The organism is Brevundimonas sp. P2_A6, from assembly GCF_056404975.1.
The window spans coordinates 581042-599992 of sequence record NZ_JBFUCZ010000001.1; the positions used below are offsets into that span (position 1 = coordinate 581042).

General features: G+C 67.5%; 19 protein-coding genes. 12 read left to right on the plus strand and 7 right to left on the minus strand.

Annotation, left to right across the window (positions count from 1 at the left end; translation table 11 throughout):
• Window positions 1–21 precede the first annotated feature (21 nt).
• From AC1DW4_RS02990 to AC1DW4_RS03025, 8 genes are all read left to right on the plus strand, one after another.
• Window positions 22–1437 carry an RsmB/NOP family class I SAM-dependent RNA methyltransferase gene (locus AC1DW4_RS02990; RefSeq protein ID WP_477015748.1) on the plus strand — a complete coding sequence of 472 codons (1416 nt, stop codon included), beginning with the start codon at window positions 22–24 and terminating at the stop codon, window positions 1435–1437.
• Window positions 1434–2093: a 5'-methylthioadenosine/S-adenosylhomocysteine nucleosidase gene (locus tag AC1DW4_RS02995; RefSeq protein WP_477015749.1), complete on the plus strand. Its 660-nt coding sequence runs from the start codon at window positions 1434–1436 to the stop codon at window positions 2091–2093. The genes AC1DW4_RS02990 and AC1DW4_RS02995 overlap by 4 nt, the downstream gene beginning before the upstream one ends.
• Window positions 2090–2473, plus strand: a complete 384-nt coding sequence (locus AC1DW4_RS03000; protein WP_477015750.1) for a lysozyme inhibitor LprI family protein — start codon at window positions 2090–2092, stop codon at window positions 2471–2473. Before AC1DW4_RS02995 ends, AC1DW4_RS03000 begins: the two co-directional genes overlap by 4 nt.
• A 2-nt stretch (window positions 2474–2475) precedes the next feature.
• Window positions 2476–4035 (plus strand): glutamine-hydrolyzing GMP synthase, encoded by a 1560-nt coding sequence (gene guaA, locus AC1DW4_RS03005; RefSeq protein WP_477015751.1) that lies wholly within the window; start codon window positions 2476–2478, stop codon window positions 4033–4035.
• Between the two features lie 231 nt (window positions 4036–4266).
• On the plus strand, window positions 4267–5061 hold the full coding sequence (locus AC1DW4_RS03010) for a phytanoyl-CoA dioxygenase family protein (RefSeq protein WP_477015752.1): 795 nt from the start codon (window positions 4267–4269) through the stop codon (window positions 5059–5061).
• A gap of 336 nt (window positions 5062–5397) precedes the next feature.
• Window positions 5398–6492: a CaiB/BaiF CoA transferase family protein gene (locus AC1DW4_RS03015; RefSeq protein WP_477015753.1), complete on the plus strand. Its 1095-nt coding sequence runs from the start codon at window positions 5398–5400 to the stop codon at window positions 6490–6492.
• Window positions 6493–6533: 41 nt separating this feature from the next.
• Window positions 6534–7949 carry a glucuronate isomerase gene (gene uxaC / locus AC1DW4_RS03020; protein ID WP_477015754.1) on the plus strand — a complete coding sequence of 472 codons (1416 nt, stop codon included), beginning with the start codon at window positions 6534–6536 and terminating at the stop codon, window positions 7947–7949.
• Window positions 7949–9403 carry a mannitol dehydrogenase family protein gene (locus AC1DW4_RS03025; RefSeq protein ID WP_477015755.1) on the plus strand — a complete coding sequence of 485 codons (1455 nt, stop codon included), beginning with the start codon at window positions 7949–7951 and terminating at the stop codon, window positions 9401–9403. Before uxaC ends, AC1DW4_RS03025 begins: the two co-directional genes overlap by 1 nt.
• Before the next feature lie 64 nt (window positions 9404–9467).
• Here the strand turns inward: AC1DW4_RS03025 and AC1DW4_RS03030 are convergent, their stop codons facing one another.
• Together AC1DW4_RS03030 and folE are read right to left on the minus strand one after the other, a co-directional pair.
• Window positions 9468–9911, minus strand: coding sequence for a biopolymer transporter ExbD (locus AC1DW4_RS03030; RefSeq protein WP_477015756.1), 444 nt, complete (start codon window positions 9909–9911; stop codon window positions 9468–9470).
• 147 nt (window positions 9912–10058) lie between these two features.
• A complete protein-coding gene (folE, locus tag AC1DW4_RS03035) occupies window positions 10059–10673 on the minus strand; it encodes a GTP cyclohydrolase I FolE (protein WP_477015757.1) in 615 nt (204 codons plus the stop codon).
• A 153-nt stretch (window positions 10674–10826) separates the two neighbouring features.
• Here folE and cysS point away from each other — a divergent pair, with 153 nt between their 5' ends.
• Window positions 10827–12236 carry a cysteine--tRNA ligase gene (gene cysS / locus AC1DW4_RS03040; protein ID WP_477015758.1) on the plus strand — a complete coding sequence of 470 codons (1410 nt, stop codon included), beginning with the start codon at window positions 10827–10829 and terminating at the stop codon, window positions 12234–12236.
• 34 nt (window positions 12237–12270) lie between these two features.
• Here the strand turns inward: cysS and AC1DW4_RS03045 are convergent, their stop codons facing one another.
• Window positions 12271–13548: a lytic murein transglycosylase gene (locus AC1DW4_RS03045; protein ID WP_477015759.1), complete on the minus strand. Its 1278-nt coding sequence runs from the start codon at window positions 13546–13548 to the stop codon at window positions 12271–12273.
• A gap of 337 nt (window positions 13549–13885) precedes the next feature.
• On the opposite strand from AC1DW4_RS03045, the gene AC1DW4_RS03050 reads away from it, so the two are divergent.
• A complete protein-coding gene (locus AC1DW4_RS03050; protein WP_477015760.1) occupies window positions 13886–14986 on the plus strand; it encodes an acyltransferase family protein in 1101 nt (366 codons plus the stop codon).
• 1 nt (window position 14987) lies between these two features.
• On the opposite strand, the gene AC1DW4_RS03055 is transcribed toward AC1DW4_RS03050, so the two are convergent.
• On the minus strand, window positions 14988–15224 hold the full coding sequence (locus AC1DW4_RS03055; RefSeq protein ID WP_477015761.1) for a hypothetical protein: 237 nt from the start codon (window positions 15222–15224) through the stop codon (window positions 14988–14990).
• 89 nt (window positions 15225–15313) lie between these two features.
• On the opposite strand from AC1DW4_RS03055, the gene AC1DW4_RS03060 reads away from it, so the two are divergent.
• Window positions 15314–16294 (plus strand): helix-turn-helix transcriptional regulator, encoded by a 981-nt coding sequence (locus AC1DW4_RS03060; RefSeq protein WP_477015762.1) that lies wholly within the window; start codon window positions 15314–15316, stop codon window positions 16292–16294.
• 45 nt (window positions 16295–16339) lie between these two features.
• Window positions 16340–16813 (plus strand): hypothetical protein, encoded by a 474-nt coding sequence (locus tag AC1DW4_RS03065; protein ID WP_477015763.1) that lies wholly within the window; start codon window positions 16340–16342, stop codon window positions 16811–16813.
• 56 nt (window positions 16814–16869) lie between these two features.
• Here AC1DW4_RS03065 and AC1DW4_RS03070 read toward each other — a convergent pair whose 3' ends face one another.
• From AC1DW4_RS03070 to AC1DW4_RS03080, 3 genes are read right to left on the minus strand one after another with little or no spacing between them, the layout of a single operon-like run.
• Window positions 16870–17151, minus strand: coding sequence for a type II toxin-antitoxin system RelE/ParE family toxin (locus AC1DW4_RS03070; protein ID WP_477015764.1), 282 nt, complete (start codon window positions 17149–17151; stop codon window positions 16870–16872).
• Window positions 17148–17417, minus strand: coding sequence for a hypothetical protein (locus AC1DW4_RS03075; RefSeq protein ID WP_477015765.1), 270 nt, complete (start codon window positions 17415–17417; stop codon window positions 17148–17150). The genes AC1DW4_RS03070 and AC1DW4_RS03075 overlap by 4 nt, the downstream gene beginning before the upstream one ends.
• A gap of 49 nt (window positions 17418–17466) precedes the next feature.
• On the minus strand, window positions 17467–18894 hold the full coding sequence (locus tag AC1DW4_RS03080) for a helix-turn-helix domain-containing protein (protein WP_477015766.1): 1428 nt from the start codon (window positions 18892–18894) through the stop codon (window positions 17467–17469).
• Between the last annotated feature and the right edge of the window lie 57 nt (window positions 18895–18951).

An 18951-nucleotide genomic window follows, 5' to 3' on the forward strand; every position in this document is an offset into this window, starting at 1 on the left:
AACCTGAACTGACGCCCTGATTTGACCCCCGCCGCCCGTCTCGCCTCCGCCGCCGCCATCATCGACCGCATCAGCGCGGGCAAGGCCCCGGCCGAGGCCGTGCTGAAGACCTGGGGGACCGAGAACCGCTATGCCGGGTCCAAGGACCGCCGGGCCATCGCCGATCAGGTCTACAAGGTCCTGCGCGCGCGCGGCCGTCTGGTTTGGGCCATGGGCGGGCGCGAGGACGGTCGGGCGCTGGTCATCGGGGCGCTCAGCCTGATCGACGGCCTGTCGGTCGAGGAGATCGAGGCGCTGCACTCGGGCGACGGCTACGGCCCCAAGCCGCTGTCGAAACAGGAACGGTCGCGCATCAGCATGACCGCCGACGAAGTGCCCGGCTGGGTCGCGGCGGGCCTGCCCGAGTTCGTGGTCGAGGATTTCAGGAACACCTTCGGCGAGCGCTGGGCCGAGGAAGCGGCGGGCCTGATGGTCCCGCGCGCGCCCATCGACCTGCGGGTCAACGGCGCCAAGGCCTCGGTCGATGAGGTCATGGCCGAACTGCGCGAGGCGGGCCTGTCGCCGGAGCGGACGCCCTGGTCGGCCTGGGGCCTGCGCCTGTCCGCCGAACCGCCGCCGAACGTGCAGGCTCTGGCCGCCTTCAAGGAAGGCCGCATCGAAATCCAGGACGAGGGTAGCCAGATCGTCTGCTGGCTGGCGGGCGTGGAGCCCGGCATGACCGTCGTCGACTATTGCGCCGGGGGCGGGGGCAAGACCCTGGGCCTGGCCATGCAGGGTCTGGCGGTCGGTGCTTCGCGCGTCGAGGCTGCACCGGCCGAACCGGAACGCATCTGGACCCCGACCGGCTGGGTCGATGCGCCCAGGCCGAAATCCAAACCCGCCACCATCGCCCAGGCCGAGGGGCGACTGATCGCCTGCGACGTGGTGCAGAAGCGGCTGGACAACATCCGGCCCCGTCTGGCGCGCGCAGGCGTCGAGGCCGAGCTGATCCACCTGGGGCCGAACGGCGGCGGGGTCGAGGACATCGTCGGCATCGCCGATGTCGTCTTCGTCGACGCGCCCTGCACCGGCTCCGGTACCTGGCGGCGTCGGCCGGAGGACGCCTGGCGGCTGAAGCCTGAGGATGTGGACCGGATGCATTCGCTGCAGACCGCCATCCTGGCCCGGGCAGCGAAACTGGTGAAACCCGGCGGGCGGCTGGTCTATGTCACCTGCTCGATGCTGCGGGTCGAGAACGAGGCGACCGTGGACGCCTTCGAAGAGGATCACCCGTCGTTCGCGCCGGTGGCGATCGCGGAGGCGCTGAGCACACCCGCCATCACCGATGCGGCGCGCGACACATTGGCAGGATTGGCCCATGGCCACCGCCTGCGGATGTCCCCGGCGACGACCGATACCGACGGCTTCTTCGTCTCCCTGTATGAGCGGCGGGCGTGAGCGGCAGGTTCGAACTTTCCAGTTTTGGGCCGCTGACGGCGCTGTGCGTCATGGCGGCGGAGGCCGAATACGGCCCGGCGCTGCGGGCGCGCATCAAGCCGCTGATCACCGGCGTCGGCCCGGTCGAGGCGGCGGTGGCGACGACGGCGGTCCTGGGCGAACTGGCGCAGCAGGAGAGACTGCCGGACGTCATCATCTGCCTGGGCTCGGCCGGATCGCAGACGCTGGAGCACGGCCGCGTCTATTGGGTGGACGAGGTCGGATACCGCGACATGGACGCCTCGGCGATCGGCTTTCCGCCCGGTGTCACGCCCTTCCTCGATCAGCCCGCCGTCCTGACGCTGGCCAGCGGACCGGCGGGCCAGCCCTATGCGCGGCTTGCGACGGGGGCCTCCGTCGTCTCGGGTGAGGCCTATGACGCCATCGACGCCGACATGGTGGACATGGAGACCTATGCCGTCGTCCGCGCCGCCGCCCGGTTCGACGTGCCGGTTCTTGGCCTGCGCGGCATCTCGGACGGCCGTGCCGACCTGACCGGCCTGTCCGACTGGACCGATACACTGGCCGTCATCGACGAAGGTCTGGCCGAGGCGCTGGACCTGCTGAAGTCAGAGTTCGAACGCCTGACCGCGCCTCTGCCCGAGGACGCGGCATGATCGCCCTGTTCGCCGCCGCCGCCCTTTTTCTCCCCCAGGCCGATCCCGAAATCCAGGCGCAGATGACGCGCGTCTATGTTCAGTGCATGTCGGCCGCCGGGCGGGTTTCCGAACGACGTCTGGCGTGCATGACCGCCGAAACCCAGCGGCAGGATGAGCGGCTGAACGTGGTGTATCGCCGGATGCGAAACGCCGCCGCGCCGTCCGGCCGGGTCCAGCTGCGCGATATGGAGCGGGCCTGGATTCAGATGCGCGACAGTTATTGCGCCGTGGATCGTGCGCAGGCCGGGGGTGGAACGCGCGCCGCGGTCGCCTTCGCCGACTGCTATCTCGCCGAGACCATCGAGCGCCGGGTCTGGCTTGAAAATAGAGGAAACTGAACGTGTCTGTTGATGCCCACCAGAAGGTCCTCATCGTCGACTTCGGCAGTCAGGTGACGCAGCTGATCGCGCGGCGCCTGCGCGAGGCCAGCGTCTATTGCGAGATCCATCCCTATGCGAAGGCGCAGGCCGCGCTCGAGGCGATGAAGCCGGCCGCGATCATCCTGTCGGGCGGTCCCGAGAGCGTCCACGAGGAGGGCAGCCCCCGCGCGCCGCAGGGCGTGTTCGAGGCCGGGGTGCCCGTGCTGGGCATCTGCTACGGCGAGATGACGATGTGCGAACAACTGGGCGGCAAGGTCGAGGGCGGCCACACCCGCGAGTTTGGCCGCGCCGAGATCACCGTTGAAAAGGTCTCGCCGCTGCTGGCCGGTCTGGCCCCCGTCGGCGAGGACGAGACCGTCTGGATGAGCCACGGCGACAAGATCGTCGCCATCCCCGCCGGCTTCGACGTCGTCGCGTCGTCGTCAGGCTCGCCCTATGCCGTCATCGCCGACGAGGCGCGCCGGTTCTATGGCGTCCAGTTCCACCCAGAGGTGATGCACACTCCGCGCGGCCATCAGATGCTGAAGAACTTCACCCACGGCATCGCCGGGCTGAAGGGCGACTGGACCATGGCCGCCTATCGCGACGAGAAGATCGCCCAGATCCGCGAACAGGTCGGGTCGGCCAAGGTGATCTGCGGCCTGTCGGGCGGCGTGGACTCGTCGGTGGCCGCGGTCCTGATCCACGAGGCGATCGGCGACCAGCTGACCTGCGTGTTCGTCGACACCGGCCTGCTGCGAAAGGACGAGGCGACCCAGGTCACGACCCTGTTCCGGGAGCACTACAACATCCCCCTGATCCACGTTGATGCCTCGAAGGAATTTCTCGGCGAACTGGCGGGTCAGTCGGACCCCGAGACCAAGCGCAAGATCATCGGCCGCGTCTTCATCGAGGTGTTCGACCGTGAGGCGAGCAAGATCGAGGGGGCCGAATTCCTGGCCCAGGGGACGCTGTATCCCGACGTGATCGAGAGCGTGTCCTCGTCCAGCGGCAAGGCCCACGTGATCAAGAGCCACCACAACGTCGGCGGCCTGCCCGACTATATGAAGCTGAAGCTGGTCGAACCTCTGCGCGAGCTGTTCAAGGACGAGGTCCGCGCCCTGGGTCGCGAACTGGGGCTGACGGATGCTTTCGTGGGCCGTCACCCCTTCCCGGGACCGGGGCTGGCCATCCGCATCCCTGGCGAGATCACCCCCGACGCCGTCGAGACCCTGCAACAGGCCGACGCCATCTATCTGGACGAAATCCGCAAGGCCGGTCTCTACGACAAGATCTGGCAGGCCTTCGCGGTGTTGCTGCCGGTCAAGACCGTCGGCGTCATGGGCGACGCGCGGACCTATGAGAAGGTGCTGGCCTTGCGGGCGGTGACCTCGACCGACGGCATGACGGCCGACTTCTTCGAGTTTCCCTGGGACGTCCTGGGCCGCTGCGCCACGCGCATCGTGAACGAGGTCCGTGGCGTGAACCGGGTCGTCTACGACGTCACGTCCAAGCCGCCCGGCACGATCGAGTGGGAGTGAGGGGTAGTAGAATCCGCGGCCATAGCGTGGTTTCGGCGGGGCGGGCATCGGCCCGACAAGCACCGGTCCGGTCTGCTATCCACTTGATTGGCAGCCAAGGCTGACCTAAACCAGCGCGATCATGTTTAAGTCCACGTTCTTCCCACTGATCTGAACGACTTTGTCGTTTGCGCGCTTGCGCGCGCTTTTTCAGATCACTTCGGCGTTGCTGATGCGGCCGCCGAACGGAGAATGTATATGCCAGATAGTGAGCATATTGGCCTGACAGATCGTCAGGCGAGAAACTTCATCGACGATGGTTTCGTCAAGCTTGAAGGTGCCTTCAGTCCTGACCTCGCGAAGCAATGTAGGAAAGAATTGTGGGACGAGATCGGCCTGTCCCCTGATGATCCGGATGAATGGACACAGCCGGTCATCCGCGTCGCATCGATGGCTTCTGCCCCATTTGTCGAGGCCGCCAACACGCCGCAACTTCATCGCGCCTACGATCAACTCGTCGGTGTGGACCGTTGGCTTAGGCCGCGAGGCCTTGGATCATTTCCAATCCGCTTTCCGTCATCGGATGCCCCGGCCGACGATGGCTGGCATGTGGATGCCAGTTTTGGCGACTCTGCCGACTTCATGGAATGGCGCGTCAACGTAACGAGCAGTGGACGCGCCTTGCTGATGCTATTCCTGTTGTCGGACGTAGGACGGGATGATGCGCCAACGCGCATTCGCAAAGGCTCTCACGCAATTATCGCGCGGGAATTGCTGCCTCATGGCGAACGGGGCGTCTCATTACGGCAACTCGCGGTCGATGGCTTTGCATCGACCGCGCAATGCAAGGTTGAACTGGCAACCGGATTGGCCGGCACCGTCTTTCTGTGCCATCCTTTTCTGGTCCATGCAGCCCAAGCCCATCGCGGAACGCAGCCACGTTTCATGGCTCAGCCCCCGTTGTTGCCCAGAGGGGGATTTGACCCCGCGGTGACGCCTTCGGTGGTCCAGCTGGCAATTCGCCAAGCCTGCGGTCTGGGTCTCTAACCGCTCAGCGCAATCGCGAAGCAGGATTATCGCGCATCTCAGATGCGCGATAATTCCCACCCTCCGAGGGAGCGTGACGGTATTCTTGTTGCCTGTTTGACCATGTTAGATGATGCGCCGCCGGCCCCGAAATGCGATGGACAGGGCGATAGGTAGCGATTGATCTTGGAGGGCCGACTCCTGAGAAGGCTAAGAATTTCCCAATGAAATCAACAGCCCGACTTTTTGACGGCATACTGGGCGGCGTAGCAAAAGGGGTAAAATATTTTGACTAGCAAACTCAACTACTTATGATGAGTGCGGATAATCGAGTGGGAATAGGCGGGGCGGGGGAGAATGACACAGGCTGGACCCCTCGACGGCCTGCGCGTCGTCGAGTGCGACGCGATCGGACCGGTGCCCCTGGCCTGCATGATCCTGGCCGATCTGGGGTGCGACGTGGTTCGCGTCGCACGCAGGGCTGACGCCAGCAAGATCTGGGACGACATCGGCGGCGCTGTGCTTCACCGAAACCGGGGTCATATCGAGGTCGATCTGAAGGACGCCGATGACCGGGCGTCCGTGCTCGATCTCATCGCGCGCGCGGACGCCGTCATGGAGGGCTTTCGCCCTGGCGTGATGGAGCGGTTGGGTCTGGGCCCTGAGGACTGCCTGGCCGTCAATCCGAAGCTGGCCTTCGTGCGGGTGACGGGATGGGGCCAGACGGGGCCGCTGGCACCGCGGGCCGGGCATGACATCAACTATATCGCCCTGACCGGCGCACTGCATGCGATGGGTGAGGCGGACCGGCCGCCGGTGCCGCCGCTGAACTATCTGGGCGACTATGGCGGAGGGGCGATGTTCGCGGTCGTCGGCCTGCTGTCGGCGGTCATGAGCGCACGCGCGACCGGCCAGGGCCAGGCGGTGGACGTCGCCATGGTCGAGGGGACGGCGGTTCTGTCCAGCCTGTTTCACGCCATGATCGCCAGCGGTCTATGGTCGGACCGGCGGGCCTCGAATCTGATCGACGGCAGCGCGCCCTTCTATCGCTGCTATGCCTGCGCGGACGGCGGTCATGTCGCGGTGGGGGCACTGGAGCCACAATTCTTCGCCCTGCTGCTGGACGGGCTCGGCATCGCGCAGGACCGGTTCGCCCAGCATGACCGGTCGGTCTGGCCCGAGATGACGGCGGCGTTCGCCGCGGCCTTCCTGACGCGACCACGCGACGCCTGGGCCGAGGTCTTCGACGGCGTGGACGCCTGCGTGTCGCCGGTGCTGAGCTTTGGAGAGGCGGCCGCGCACCCGCACAATCTCGCGCGCGAGACATTCGCGACCGCCAATGGCCTGACCCAGCCCGCGCCCGCGCCACGCTTTTCCCGCGCGCCAGGGACGATCACCGCCCCGGCGGGGGTTCTCAGTCCGACGGAGGCGCTGCGTCGATGGCAGGGCTGACGGCTGGACGGTGACACCGGTGTCGCGTTAAGCCTGCCGCCATGCCCCAGCCGCTCCGCCTGCACCCCGACCGCCTGTTTCCGGCCGATCCCGACACCCGCGCGGTGGCGCGCCGCCTGCATGCGGACGTGGCGGATCTACCGATCGTCAGCCCTCATGGGCATACCGATCCCGCCTGGTTCGCGACGAATGCGCCCTGGTCCGATCCGGCCGAGCTGCTGATCACCCCGGACCACTATGTCTTTCGCATGCTGTTCAGCCAGGGCGTCCCGCTGGAAGACCTGGGCGTTCCGCGCGAGGATGGGGGGCCGGTGGAGACCGACCCCCGCGCGATCTGGCGTCGGTTCGCCGAGCGCTATCACCTGTTCCGGGGCACGCCCTCGCGGATGTGGCACGACTGGGTCTACACCCAGGCCTTCGGCCTCGACGTCCGCCTGTCTGCCGAGACGGCGGACCACTACTATGACGTCATCGACGCGGCCCTGAAGACCGAGGCCTTTCGGCCCCGCGCGCTGTTCGAGCGCTACAATATCGAACTGATCGCCACGACCGAGAGCCCGCTGGATCCCCTGATCCACCACGCGGCGATCCAGGCCTCGGGCTGGAAGGGCAGGGTGGTCACCGCCTTCCGTCCGGACCCGGTGCTGGACCCGGACTTCGAAGGTTTCCACGCCAACCTGCGCAGGCTGGGCGAGATCACCGGCGAGGATACGCAGAGCTGGGACGGCTATCTGGCCGCGCTGCGCGACCGACGCGCCTTCTTCGCCGATCATGGTGCGACCTCGACGGATCACGGCCACCCGACCGCCTTCACCGCCGACCTACCCGACGCCGACATCCGCGCCCTGTTCGCCAGGGTCGCCGCCGGCACCGTCACCCCGGCCGAGGCCGAGCTGTTCCGGGGCCATATGCTGACTGAAATGGCGGCCATGAGCCTGGACGACGGGCTGGTCATGCAGATCCATCCGGGCAGCTTCCGCAATCACAACGCGGCGGTCTTCGCCCGCTTCGGTCGGGACAAGGGCGCCGATATTCCGACCCGGACGGACTATGTGTCCGCGCTGAAGCCGCTGCTGGACCGGTTCGGGTCCGAGCCGGGTTTGACGATCATCGTCTTCACCCTGGACGAAACGGCCTACAGCCGCGAGCTGGCCCCCCTGGCCGGCCACTATCCGGCGATCAGGCTGGGGCCGCCCTGGTGGTTCCACGACAGCCCGGAGGGCATGCGCCGCTTCCGCGAGCAGGCGACCGAGACCGCCGGCTTCTACAACACCGTCGGCTTCAACGACGACACGCGGGCCTTCCTGTCGATTCCGGCCCGCCACGACGTCGCCCGCCGCATGGACTGCGGCCATCTGGCCCGGCTGGTGGTCGAGCACCGGCTGGAGGAGGACGAGGCGCACGAGGTGGCCCGCGCCCTGGCCTACGACCTGGTCAAGGCGGCCTATCGGCTGTGATGCGGCTGTCGGAGGCGACGCTCGGCGATCTGCCGGCCCCGGTCGAACGCCCCGGCTACGACCGCGCGGCGGTCCGCACCGGCGTCGTGCACCTGGGCCTCGGGGCGTTTCACCGGGCGCATCAGGCGGTGGTGTTCGACGACGCCCTGCGGTCCGGCGACATGCGTTGGGGCGTGCTGGGCGTGTCGTTGCGTTCGCCCGGTGTCCGCGATCAGCTGCAGCCCCAGGACGGCCTCTACAGCCTGCTTGTGCGCGACGGCGACACTGAGCGGACCCGTGTGATCGGAGCGATCCAGGGCGTTCTGGTGGCCCCGGAAGACCCCGTCGCCGTGGTCCAGGCGATGGCCTCTCCAGAGGTCCACATCGTCAGCCTGACGGTCACCGAGAAGGGTTACCGCCTCGATCCGGCCTCCGGCGCGCTGATCCAGACCGATCCCGACGTCGCCGCGGATCTGGCGGATCTCACCGCACCCAGGACCGCGCCGGGCTTCCTGGTGGCGGCGCTGGCTGAACGCCGGCGACGCGGCCTGGCCCCATTCACCGTCGTGTCGTGCGACAACCTTCCGCACAATGGGGCGCGGGTGCTGGCGGCGGTGGTGGGCATGGCAGAGCGGGCCGATCCCGAACTGGCCGACTGGATCAAGCGGGCAGGGGCCTTTCCGGCCACGATGGTCGACCGGATCGTGCCCGCGACCACCCCGGAGGACATCGACGCTCTGGCAAGGCGGCTGGGCGTCGTGGATCACGGCATGGTCAAGACCGAACCCTTCACCCAATGGGTCATCGAGGATCGTTTCCGGGGCCCCCGCCCGAACTTTGAGGCGCTGGGCGTGCAGATGACCGACGATGTCACGCCGTGGGAGGACGCCAAGCTGCGGCTGCTGAATGGAGCCCACTCCTCGATCGCCTATCTCGGCGGTCTGGCGGGACACACATTCGTGCACCAGGTCGTGGCCGAACCCGCCTTCACCGCCTTTGTGGAGCGTCTGTGGGACGAAGCGCAGACGACGCTTAGCCCCCCGCCGGGGTTGAATGTCGCCGCCTATCGACGGGACCTGATGGCCCGATTCCGCAATGCCGCCCTTGGGCATCGCACGCACCAGATCGCCATGGACGGCTCTCAGAAGCTGCCCCAGCGCCTGCTGGCCACGATGACGGACCGGTTGAACGCCGGGCAGGGGATCGAAGCGCTGGCCCTCGGCGTCGCGGCGTGGATCCGCTGGCAGGCCGGGGTGGACGAGACGGGCGTGGCCTACGTCGTCGACGACCCCTTGGTGGATCGTCTGGCCGATGCGCTTTCCGATTCGTCTTCGGCCCTTGCACGAGTGCGGGCGATCGCGGACCTGCCGGGCATCGTGCCGCGAGCGCTGGCCCAGGACGGCCGCTTCTTGCAGGCCGTCGGCGACGCTCTGAGCCGGATCGAGTCCCGGGGCGTGCGCGGGGCGCTGGACTGAGCGCAACGAAAAAGGCCGCGTCCCTTTCGAGACGCGGCCTTGATTCGATCGGTTGAGCGTCGGCTCAGGTGATGTCTTCGTTCAGCAGGCCGACCTTGTAGAAGCCCTGCTCCTGCAGCGCGTTCATGACTTCCATGAACTGGTTGTATTTCACTTCCGGCTGGGCGCGGACGAACACACGTTCTTCCTTGCAGCCCGGGTTGCCGCCACCGAGGGCCGCGCAGACGTCCGGGATCAGGGTCTCGATCGCCGTCTGCTTGTCGGCGATGAAGATCGAGCCGCTCTCCTGGATGGAGATATAGACCGGCTCCTTCTGTTCGACGCTGGGGTCCGGCGGCGTCGCCGGCGGCAGGTCGAGGCGGATCGACACGGTCGCCAGCGGGGCCACGACCATGAAGATGATCAGCAGCACCAGCATGATATCGACGAACGGCGTGACGTTGATGTCCGCGTTCTGGGCGATGGTCTTGCCACCTTGTCCACCGGGGCCTGAGAGCTTGGCAGCCATACGATGTCTTCTCCATGCAGGCTCAGGCCACGGCCACGAGCGACGCTATACGGTTCGAACGGTTTCTGGCGTCTGGCGCCCGGCTTGTAAAGCGGTCTCGGGCGTCAGTCGGTTCCGCCGACCCGGTTTTCGCCGATCAGGCGAAGATCAGCCCTTCGCAAGCTTGAGGAACCGCTCGATCAGGGCCGGGTCGCTCTTGAACTGGCCGGTGAAGCGCGTGGTGATGGTCGAGACGTGGCGGTGGTGCACGCCGCGCGTCGTCATGCACTGGTGCTCGGCGTCGATCAGCACGGCGACGCCTGCGGGCGACAGGTGATCCTCCAGCGCGCCGGCGATCTCCTGGGTCAGGGTTTCCTGCGTCTGCAGCCGCTTGGAGAAGATTTCCACCACCCGCGCGATCTTGGAGATGCCCACGACCTTCTCGGTCGGCAGATAGGCGACATAGGCCTTGCCCAGGAAGGGGGCCATGTGGTGCTCGCAGTGGCTCTCGACCTCGATGTCGCGCAGCAGGACCATGTCGTCATAGCCCTGCACGTCCTCGAAGGTGCGGCTCAGTTCCTTGGCCGGGTCGGCGGTGTAGCCCTCGAACCATTCGCCATAGGCGTCGACGACCCGCTTGGGCGTGTCCAGCAGGCCCTCGCGGTCGGGGTTGTCCCCCGACCAGGCGATCAGGGTGCGCACGGCCGCCAGGGCCTCTTCCCGCGTCGGACGGGTCAGGTGATCGTTGCCGACGAGGGTCGGCCTGGAGGCGGATGCGTCCATAAGATGATTTTAGCGACCAGTAGCGCCGGAACGAAGGTCCCGGATTGACGCGCGTCGCTCTCCCTATTCGTAACCACGGCTGTTCGCCCGGCTGTGACGGCTATATGGGAGCAAGACCCAACCCTGCAAGAATCCGAACGGCTCCGCTTCATAATGACGCTTTTTCTGCACGACACCCTGAAGCGCGAGAAACGGGCCTTCGTCCCGCGCGATCCGGAACGGGTGACGCTCTATGTCTGCGGGCCGACGGTCTACGACTTCGCCCACATCGGCAATGCGCGGCCGCCGGTGGTGTTCGACGTGCTGGTGCGGTTGCTGCGGCGCGAATACGGGGCAGAGGCCGTCGTCTATGCCCGCAACGTCACCGACGTGGACGACAAGATCAACCAGAAGGCCCACCGCGAGGGCGTGCCGATCGGCGAGGTCACCGCGCGTTACGAGGCCGCCTATCTGGCCGACATGACGGCCCTGAACGTGACGCCGCCCGACATCGCCCCGCACGTCACCGATCATATGCAGGCGATCGTCAAACAGATCGGCCAGATCGTGGATCAGGGCTGCGCCTATGCCGCCGAGGGGCATGTGCTGTTCGACGTGTCCAGCTATCCGTCCTACGGCGCGCTGTCGGGCCGGAACCTGGACGACATGATCGCCGGCGCGCGTGTGGAGGTGGCCCCCTACAAGAAGAACCCGCACGACTTCGTCCTGTGGAAACCGACCAAACCCGACGAGCCGTCCTGGCCATCGCCGTGGGGCGAGGGTCGACCCGGCTGGCACATCGAATGCTCGGCCATGATCGAACAGGTGCTGGGCCTGCCCATCGACATCCACGGCGGCGGCATCGACCTGGTCTTCCCCCACCACGAGAACGAGATCGCCCAGGGCGTCTGCGCGCACGGCCACGCGCAGGGCGACCAGGCGCACGCGGCATACAGCCGCTACTGGATGCACAACGGCTTTCTGACCGTCGATGCGGAAAAGATGTCCAAGTCGGTCGGCAACGTCCTTTTGCTGCACGACCTGGTTCAGACCATACCGGGCGAGGTCGTCCGCTGGGCCCTGCTGAGCGCCCACTATCGCCAGCCGCTGGACTGGAATCAGGGGCTGCTGGACCAGTCGCGCAAGAACCTGGACCGCCTCTACGGGGCGCTGCGTCGGGCCGAGGGGGTCGAGGCGCTGGGTGACATGCCGTCGCCGGAGTTCCTGGCGGCGATCAGCGACGACCTGAACACGCCGGGCGCCATGGCCACCCTGTTCGCCCTGTCCAGCGAGATCGAGCGCGCCATGACGGCGGGCGATCACAAGGCCGTCGGCATCGCCAAGGCCGAGCTGATGGCGTCGGCCCGGATCCTGGGCGTCCTCCTGTCCACGCCCGACGCCTGGTTCGAGGGCGGGGCCGACGATGCCCTGAAGACAGAGGTCGAGGCCCTGCTGGCCGAACGGGTCACCGCCCGGGCCGAGAAGAACTGGCCCGAGGCCGACCGAATTCGCGATCGCCTGACGGCGCTGAACGTCGTGGTCATGGACGGCCCCACTGGCGCGACCTGGCGGTTGAAGGAGTAGATATCCCTCTCCCTCTGGGAGAGGGGTATCACACTCACATCCCGCGCATCAGCTCGTCCGCGATCGCGGCGGTCAGGTACCCATCCGCCACGCGCCCGTTCGCGATCTGCCACTGCCTCAGGGCACGCCGGGTACCCGAGCCGATGACACCGTCGATGCCGCCGGGGTCGTATCCCATGCGCGCCAGGGCCGTCTGGGCCCCGAAGCGCTGCTCGCGCGAGATCGGGCCGTCGTCGGGCCAGGTGCCGACCAGTCCCGGCTTGCCCGCCACCCCGTCGGCCGTCAGCCCGATCGCCAGGGCATAGCTGGCCGAGTTGTTGTAGCGGCGGATCACATAGTGGTTGGGCAGGGCCAGGAAGGCCGCCCCGCGCGCGCCCTGCGGCAACAGCACGATGCCCATCTCGGCCGCCTCCTCCGGCGTGGGCTGACCCCCATGCGCCAGGGTCACGCCGCGCTGGGCCCAGTAGCTCCAGGGATGGCCGTCCGCTTCCGCCAGGGAATAGTCGAAACCGGACGGCAGAACGACCTCATAGCCCCAGGCCTGCCCGCGCTTCCAGCCCGCCTGGGCCAGCAGATTGGCGGCCGAGGCCAGGGCGTCGGCGTCCGTGCCCCAGATGTCGACCCGCCCGTCGCCGTTCTGGTCGACGCCGAGCCTCAGATAGTTGTCCGGCATGAACTGGGTCTGGCCCATGGCCCCGGCCCAGCTGCCCTTGAGACCCGACCGTTCGCGCTTGCCGTCGATGACGATGTCCAGCGCGTCCTTCAGCTGGCCTTCGGCCCAGTCGCGGCGACGGCCCTCATAGGCCAGGGTGGCCAGCGAGCGGATCACGTCGCTGGTTCCCTGCACCTGGCCGAAGCTGGATTCATTGCCCCAGATCGACACCAGAATCTCGGCCGGGACGCCGAACCGCTGGGTCACGCCCCACGGCACGGCATCGATGCGGCGACGCGCCTCGGCGATCCGCGCGGCGGACGCGGCGTTGGAGATATAGGCCCCGGCCGGGCGACTGAACTCCGGCTGGTTGCCGTCCAGGCGGATGACCTCGGGGTCCGGCGTCAGGTTGGCCAGCTGCTGTTCGTACTGCGCGCGCCGTGACCCCCCCTTGCGGTTCAGGAAACCCTGTTTCCAGCCTTCGAACCCGGGCTGGTCCACGCCTGCGGCCTGAGCGGGGGCGGTCGTGGCCGGGGTCGTCGGCCGGGGGGGCTGGGTCGCGGGAACCGGTACGGACGGCGCGACGGGGGGCGCTTCCGGCAGCATGGGGGCGCAGGCGGACACGCAGGCGATCAGGGCGAGGCGATAGTCGAAGCGCATGAAATCTCGAATGTCTGCAGCCGGTCCGGCCGCCCATGATCCATACAAATAGCGCGCCAGTATGGCCAACCGTTGCGGCAAGAGGGTGAACGCGGCGTCAACCGTGTCCGTCAGGACACTTTCAACGTCTCGGCTGCATAGTGACATCGCTCTCGGACACGGCCTGGTGGCGGAGGGGCGACGCAACGGGTGTGCAAACCCGTAGACCCTCCGTTCAACTCGGAGGCCAGGCCTCCATCCTCTCAAGTAGAGCGCTATCGCTCGGCTCGCGGAGCCTCCCTGCTTGAGCGCGGGATGGGCGCTACCCCTCAAGTCACCGCAGCGCTATCACGACCGCGTGAAAGCCAACGCCCCCTCCACCCCCCGCCGCTTCGAGGCGCTCGATTCCCTGCGTGGCATCTGTGCGATTCTGGTGGTCATGTTCCACATGCCGGTCGCCAGCCACTGGCGCGACTGGGGTCTGGTCCAGCACGGCTATCTGTTCGTCGACTATTTCTTCGTCCTGTCCGGCTTCGTCATTGCCCATGCCTATGCGGGGCGGCTGAAGTCCCCGCGCGACGCGGGCCGTTTCATGGTGCGGCGTCTGGGCCGCGTCTGGCCGCTGCACGTCCTGATGCTTCTGGCGTTCGTCGGGCTGGAACTGGCGCGGCTGTGGTTCCACATCGACGGTGCGGTGCCGTTCGAGCGCGACCGGTCGGTGGAGGCGATCGTCGCCAATCTGCTGCTGGTTCAGGCCTGGCACGTCTTGCCGTCCCTGACCTGGAACGGGCCATCATGGACGCTGAGTGCCGAGGTTGCCTGCTATCTGATCTTCGCGGGTCTGGTGCTGCTTGCGCCCCGACGCTTCCGCTGGATCGGTGCTGTGCTGGCGGTGATCGGCGGCATCATCGTCCTGACCTGCGCCCGACGCTGGATGAACACGACCTACGACTTCGCCGTGCCGAGAGCGGTCTACGGCTTCTTCCTCGGGTGTCTGCTGCAGGGCGTCTGGACCCGCATCCCGCGCCTGAAGGGACTGGCCGCCACTGTGCTGGAAATCACCGCCGTCGTGGCGCTCTGCGTCTTTATCGGTTGGGCCACGGGGCCGTTCACGGTGGCGGTGACGCTGATCTTTCTGGCTGTCGTCTGGGTCTTCGCGGGCGAGGAGGGGGCCGTGTCGCGGATGCTGGACCATCCGACGCCTGTCACCCTGGGTCGATGGTCCTTCGCCATCTACATGGTCCACATGTTCGTGCTGACGGTCCTGATGATCGTGGCGCGAAAGATCGAATGGGTGCCGGGCGGCCGGCGCATCGATTTCGGCTCGGTCTGGATCAACGACCTGTTCGCGCTGGCCCTGTTCGGCGTCATCCTGCTGCTGGCCATCGCCGCCCACCACGGGGTCGAGCGCCCGGCTCAGCGCCTGATCGATCGCTGGACCCGGCCACAGGGCACATAGCTCAGGCCGCCATGCGGAAGCCTTCATCCGAAAAGCCGCGCGCCTCGTCCCACAGGGCGTCTTCATCCGAATACCGAGCCGAGGCCCGGGCATCGATGACATCGACGACCTGTTCCTCCAGCCTATCCCAGATAATGGCCAGGTCACCGCATCCGTCGGCTTCGCACGGCACGATCAGATAGCGGGTCGCATTGATGCGTGCGGCCGGAGTCGAAACGGGAGCGGATGTGGTGGCCATGGTCAGTCTCCGATGTCTGGGCGGTTGCTGTTGATCGTCTTCTAGGAGGGTGATACGTCAAAATCGGACGTATCGTTCGGGGGCGGCTCATGCGGCATGACAAGGCGGCCATGGTGCTCGAACTGGCCCGGCGGCTCGCTGCCTCGGCCGAGGGGCTGAGCCTGGACGAGATGGCGCGCGACATGGATGTCGGCCGCCGCACCGCCGAGCGGATGCGTGACGCCGTCATCGCCCTGTTCCCCGCCACCGAAGAGGTGTCCGACCCGCCGCAGAAGCGCTGGCGCATCCGCGGCGGTTTGTCCGCCTTCGAACAGGCCCCCACGACGACCGAGCTGGTCGAGCTGACCCGCGCGGCGCAGGCGCTCCGGGCGGCGGGCGAGCCCGGTCGGGCCGCGGCGCTGGAGGGGCTGGAGCGCAAGCTCAAGTCCGCTATGCGCTCGACCACCCTGAACCGTCTGGCCCCGGATCTGGAGGCCCTGGTCCGGGCCGAGACGATCGCCGTCCAGGCCGGCCCGCGCCCCGGGGCCGACGAGACCATGCTGGCCACCATCCGCGCCGCCGTCCTGGCCCAGTCGCCGCTGGCCTTCACCTATTCGCGGCCGGGGGCGGAGGCGCGCCGCCGCACCGTTTCGGCGTGCGGGGTCATGTTCGGTCGCGCCAACTATCTGGTCGCCGCCGACCGGGACAGCGGCCGGGTCCAGACCTTCCGTCTGGACCGGATGAGCGCGGTGGAGGCGCAAGCCGGCTTCGCCCCGCCGCCCGCCGACTTCGACCTCAACGCCTTCGCCAGCCAGTCCTTCGGCATCTATCAGGACGAGATCGAGGACGTGGTCCTCCACGTCACGCCCACCGGCGCGGCCGAGGCGCGCGGCTGGCGCTGGCACCCCACGCAGTCGCTGGAGGATCAGCCCGATGGCTCCGTGATCGTCCGGTTCCGGGCGTCGGGCATGCGCGAACTGGCCTGGCACCTCTTCACCTGGGGGGACCAGGTCACGATCCTGTCCCCCCAGCGCCTGAAGGCGGTGATGGCGGGAGAACTGGCGGCGGCGCAACGGGCGCTGGAGGGCTAGACCCCACGTCCGATTCTGACGCAGGCGCGTGGCAGGCTTTTCGGCATGACCGACACCGCGACCCACACCCCCGATGACGCCTGGGCCCTGGCCCGCGACATGTATCTGAACGGCGCGACCGGCAGCCATGTCTGTCGTCGCTTCGGCTTTTCGGCCTCGACCTTCTGGGCGCGGGCCGCCCGGGAGGGCTGGCTGCGAAAGGACAACCCCGAGCCCGTCATCGATGCCGAACCCCTTGATCCCGACGCTCCCGCCCCGACCGCCACGGCGTCCCGCGACAAGGCCTGGCAGCGGTTCACTCAGGCCGTCGAAAAAGGCCGCGCCGCCGAAGCCCGGCGCTGGCTGGCCGTCCATCACACACTGTGCGACCTGGCCTACAAGGAGGAGACTCGTGCGCGCCGTGAAGCCCGGGAAGCGGCCGACGCCGCCGACCCCGAAGCGGCGAGGCAGCGAAGCGAAGACTTGCGCGCCGCCGTCTTCGCCCAGGCCGGTGCCCGAGACTGGCGATTGGAGAAGTAGAAGTCGTTTTTTCTGACTCCAACTCTCCAACTCTCCAACGGGCGGCCGGCCCGGGTTCAGCGATCCTCGCGCATGTGGAAGACGCGCGCGATGACGATGTGCACTGGATCGACCCGATATTGCACGACATAGCCGCTGTCGCCGAACCGGATGGACTTCTGGCGAACGCGGTCTGCGATCAGCGACCCGCTGTCCGGAAATTGCTTGAGATCGTTGATGCCTTGGCGAATGACGCTTGCGGCACGGGACGCAGCGGTCGGGGACAAGACGTCCAGAAAATCGACAAGCCGCCTCAGGTCGGCATTCGCCTCAGGTTCGAATCGGATCTTTCGGCTCAACGCCGTGTCGCCGCCCGTGCCTCGACCTCGGCGACAAAGGCGTTCAGGGCCTCGTCGCCATCGACGAATTCCCCGGTCTCATCGTATCGAGCGAGCCGCCGCAGAGCCTCTGACGCATCGTCGTCCGCACGGGTGAACGGCGCGGCTTCCTCCGACAGCCCAAGCCGCCGGGTTGCCCAATCCTCGATGTCCATTCCGGCCCGGGCTGCCTCGATCTTCAGTCGATCGATTGTCTCCTGCGGCAGGGTCAGTATCAGATTTGCCATGGGTCCAAGCCTATCACGATCAGGTCGTGCCTGCCATCGATGCCTCTCTTCATCCCGCCCCGAACGGATAGGGGCTGACCGACTTGGACCAGTCGTCGACGGCCAGGGGGCGGTCCACCGGCGGGGCGGCGCGCTCGGCGCAGGGGTGGCGGTGGCACAGGCGGCAGGCGGGGCCGATGGGGGTGACGTCGGGTGCCGCCAGGTCCAGTCCGCGCGCATAGACCAGCCGATGCGCGTCCTTCAGCTCGCACCCCAGGCCGATGGCCAGATCATAGCGCTCGCCGAATCCATCATGCCCTTGCCGATCCACCGTGCGCGCCATGGTGAACCAGCGGCGGCCGTCTGGCGTCTCGATGATCTGGGTGACCAGCCGCCCGGGCGTGCGGAACGCCGAATGCAGCCGCCAGCGGGGGCAGGCCCCCCCGAACCGCGCGAACGGAAAGGCCCCGGCGGCATAACGTTTGGACACATTGCCCGCCTGATCCACCCGCATCAGGAAGAAGGGCACGCCCCGCGCCGTCGGGCGGCTCAGCGTCGTCAACCGATGCGCCACCTGTTCGAACGACACCGCGAACCGGGTCTGCAGCCGGGCGATGTCATACCCCGTCGCCTCGGCCATCCGCTGGAAGGCGGCGTAGGGCATCAGGATAGCGGCCGCGAGCGTGTTGGTCAGCGACACTTTCAGCAGCGCCCGCGTGGTCGCATCCGGCGGCCGGGCCGCGTCGGCCATCGCATTCAGCTCCGCATCATGCTCTGCCAGCGCCAGCTGATAGGCGATGGCGAAGGCGCGGGAGGAATGGTCCAAAGTCTCCGACAGCAGCAGTCGTCGCCGGTGCGGATCGAACCGGCGGGTCCATTCCACCATGACCTCGGCCGGCATGACCTTGACCGCCAGATTATGCCGCGTGGCCAGCCGGACGCGGGCCAGGGCCTCGCACCCTTCGCCGGTCATATTGGGATCCAGCGCCGCGTGCAGGGTCTCGCCCAGCCCGTCCAGCTGGGGGAAATAGTTGGCGCGGGACTGGACATGGTCACGCACCCAGTCGGCGGGGGAGGGCGCATCGGCGCTTTGCCCGCCCTCGATCAGGGCCGCGCGGGCCTTGTCCCTCTGCTCGGCGAAGGCGCGGTACAGCCGGACCAGTGCCTCCGCCGCCCCGGGCGCGTCGTCGACCAGTTGCACCAGCTCGTGGCGCGGCACCTCCAGCCCCTTGAACAAGGGATCCGCCAGCACCTCGGCCAGATCCGCCTCGCCCGTCGCGCCGGTCTGGCCCAGCGTTCGCAGATCGACGTCATAGGCGTCGGCCAGCCGCAGCAGCAGTTGCGCCGACACGGGCCTCTGGTTTCGCTCGATATGGTTCAGATAGCTGGGCGACACGCCCAGGTCTCCGGCCATGGCCGTCTGGGTCAGGCCGCGATCCCGCCTAAGCCGCTTGACCCGGGCTCCGAGGAACAGCTTGCGATCGGCGGAGACGTCCATCCGCCCACCTTGTCATATCATGACAACAACGCAAGCGTCACATCGTGACAAGATGAC

Excerpts from the sequence above, each read along its gene's own strand:
- AC1DW4_RS03045 (WP_477015759.1), bottom strand. The coding sequence starts at position 13,548 with ATGCGCTTCGACTATCGCCTCGCCCTGATCGCCTGCGTGTCCGCCTGC.
- AC1DW4_RS03015 (WP_477015753.1), top strand. The coding sequence starts at position 5,398 with ATGACACAGGCTGGACCCCTCGACGGCCTGCGCGTCGTCGAGTGCGAC.
- AC1DW4_RS03080 (WP_477015766.1), bottom strand. The coding sequence starts at position 18,894 with ATGGACGTCTCCGCCGATCGCAAGCTGTTCCTCGGAGCCCGGGTCAAG.
- AC1DW4_RS03000 (WP_477015750.1), top strand. The coding sequence starts at position 2,090 with ATGATCGCCCTGTTCGCCGCCGCCGCCCTTTTTCTCCCCCAGGCCGAT.
- AC1DW4_RS03010 (WP_477015752.1), top strand. The coding sequence starts at position 4,267 with ATGTATATGCCAGATAGTGAGCATATTGGCCTGACAGATCGTCAGGCG.
- folE (WP_477015757.1), bottom strand. The coding sequence starts at position 10,673 with ATGGACGCATCCGCCTCCAGGCCGACCCTCGTCGGCAACGATCACCTG.
- AC1DW4_RS03060 (WP_477015762.1), top strand. The coding sequence starts at position 15,314 with ATGCGGCATGACAAGGCGGCCATGGTGCTCGAACTGGCCCGGCGGCTC.
- AC1DW4_RS03055 (WP_477015761.1), bottom strand. The coding sequence starts at position 15,224 with ATGGCCACCACATCCGCTCCCGTTTCGACTCCGGCCGCACGCATCAAT.
- uxaC (WP_477015754.1), top strand. The coding sequence starts at position 6,534 with ATGCCCCAGCCGCTCCGCCTGCACCCCGACCGCCTGTTTCCGGCCGAT.
- AC1DW4_RS03030 (WP_477015756.1), bottom strand. The coding sequence starts at position 9,911 with ATGGCTGCCAAGCTCTCAGGCCCCGGTGGACAAGGTGGCAAGACCATC.
- AC1DW4_RS03075 (WP_477015765.1), bottom strand. The coding sequence starts at position 17,417 with ATGGCAAATCTGATACTGACCCTGCCGCAGGAGACAATCGATCGACTG.
- cysS (WP_477015758.1), top strand. The coding sequence starts at position 10,827 with ATGACGCTTTTTCTGCACGACACCCTGAAGCGCGAGAAACGGGCCTTC.
- AC1DW4_RS03065 (WP_477015763.1), top strand. The coding sequence starts at position 16,340 with ATGACCGACACCGCGACCCACACCCCCGATGACGCCTGGGCCCTGGCC.
- AC1DW4_RS03025 (WP_477015755.1), top strand. The coding sequence starts at position 7,949 with ATGCGGCTGTCGGAGGCGACGCTCGGCGATCTGCCGGCCCCGGTCGAA.